The sequence below is a fragment of the Bacillus bingmayongensis genome, assembly GCF_000299035.1.
Lineage (GTDB): Bacteria > Bacillota > Bacilli > Bacillales > Bacillaceae_G > Bacillus_A > Bacillus_A bingmayongensis.
Genome location: NZ_JH921535.1, coordinates 1 through 1930, shown reverse-complemented (window position 1 = coordinate 1930; position 1930 = coordinate 1). Strand labels below are relative to the sequence as shown.

The window sequence follows — 1930 nt, the reverse complement described above, 5'->3', positions numbered from 1 at the left end:
TTTCAAAAATAAATGGTCCGAATGTCAGTGCTTTACATGTTTTTAAGAATTATATTTAGTGATAACATGAAATTCATATTATTATAATTTATTAAACATGAATATAATCATAGTATATTAGGTAAGAATCCCACATTCTTCTCTATTTACCTATCCATACATTTTTACTAATTTATTATGATATAGACATTGATTTAAAGTATTTTGTATAAAATGAACAAATGGATTTTTTTAAGAATATAGACATAATAAATCGTTTGGCTTTCTTAATTCACAAAATTTTCAAAATTAAAATCTTCGAATGTTAATATTTGTTATATAATAAAGTTATCAAAGTATCACCCCTAGTTTTTCTAATATGCCTGTTGAAATGGTTTGTTTGTCCCTTGTATTCACCTTAACCTTAAAAAGAACTTGTAGTGATTGCTACAAGTTCTTTTTGTTTTTCTAGTTAAACCTGAACGTTCTTTCTTCTTAAGTGGAGATTATTTTGTACAATTTGATGTTTTTACAAATGATGGACAGCTGCATTACCAAGTGAAGAAAATTCCAAGGTGGGGTAAAACACAATATTCACTGATAGACCATAAAACCTCAAAAACATATTCTATAACATATGAAAGTTGGCAAGTTATATCCCCTGAGCTTCTTATTAAATCTGATTCTTGTGAACTCACAGTAAAGAAAGCACCAATGGATTGGGCAAAATTTTATTATCGAGGTAAGGAAGTGGCAAGGTGGAGAATGAAGACATCAGAATGGTTTAAAACATACTTAGAGATAGAAGAGGATTCTCCTATACAAGAACCAGAATTTTTTACGGGTATTGCACAAATTCTGTTTTATGTCGGTGAGTAATTAACTTCCGCTTTTTGAGACGTTATGTTAATCTGGCATGTATAAAGTATACATTGTTCCTTGTTCAACAAACGATCCAGATAGTGGAAGAAGGGGTTTTCTTAAGAAGATAGAAGTAGTGTTAGTTAAGGAAGTTGCTGGGCTATGTGCGAGGTGATAATTTATGAGTATTAGTATAAGGAAGGCTACGAAAGCTGACTTTTCTGCAATTCAACAAGTTGCTCAAATATCATGGAAAAAGGCTTATAAAAATCTTATCCCTGTTCCAGTTCAAGAAAAGTATATAAAAACGGCTTATTCAATAGATCAGCTTCTTCACAAACTTGAAACAACAGTTTTTTTTGTAGGAGAAATAGAAAATGAAATTATTGCATTTGCTAACTTATATCGAAGTGAAAAAGAGAATGATCTTTCTTCCATATATGTCCATCCTAAATTTCAGTCAAAAGGATTAGGCAGCACTCTTTTAAAAAAAATAATAAATGAATTACAAAGTGGCGATGAATTAGTAGTCTATCTCGAAAAAGGTAATCATCAAGCGGAATTATTTTATCGGAAACAGGGATTTACTCATGTTGAAGAATTTAGTGAATCTTTCTTTGGTCATACCTTCAAAACGGTTAAAATGTCTGTATTTATTTAAATTTTAACTGTTCAAGAATCGGGCGCGATTGTTGAATAGAGGTACCGCCCCACATCCATCAACTTAAGCATTTAGGCTCTATTTTTAAAGGTAAAAGCACGTTATTCCTTCTCTTATATGAATGAGAAGGAATAACGTGCTTTTTATGAATACACATCCAAAACAAGAGTTATCTTTATTTGCTGAAGAATTGTATCGATATATGTCTCCAACGGTTCTGACGACAGATAAGGCACCTTCTTTAGCTTCCACATTCAAAAAATTAAAGGAGATAGGTCTTTACAAAAATACCTTTCATCGTACAAGCAAGTACCTCAATACTATCATTGAACAAAATTACCGACATGTGAAACATCGATTCTCTCGTTCTTTAGGATTTTAAAGTCTTCACCATGCCTCACGTACTATTAAAGGTATAGAAACTGTTCA

General features: G+C 31.3%; 2 protein-coding genes and 1 pseudogene. All 3 read left to right on the top strand.

Features of this window, described 5'->3' with window-relative positions; translation table 11 throughout:
- Window positions 1–423 precede the first annotated feature (423 nt).
- Window positions 424–858 (top strand): tubby C-terminal domain-like protein, encoded by a 435-nt coding sequence (locus tag Y7E_RS0128800; protein WP_017154502.1) that lies wholly within the window; start codon window positions 424–426, stop codon window positions 856–858.
- A 163-nt stretch (window positions 859–1021) separates the two neighbouring features.
- On the top strand, window positions 1022–1501 hold the full coding sequence (locus Y7E_RS0128795) for a GNAT family N-acetyltransferase (protein ID WP_017154503.1): 480 nt from the start codon (window positions 1022–1024) through the stop codon (window positions 1499–1501).
- 145 nt (window positions 1502–1646) lie between these two features.
- A pseudogene (locus tag Y7E_RS0128790) lies at window positions 1647–1880 on the top strand (DDE-type integrase/transposase/recombinase); the annotation flags it as partial.
- Between the last annotated feature and the right edge of the window lie 50 nt (window positions 1881–1930).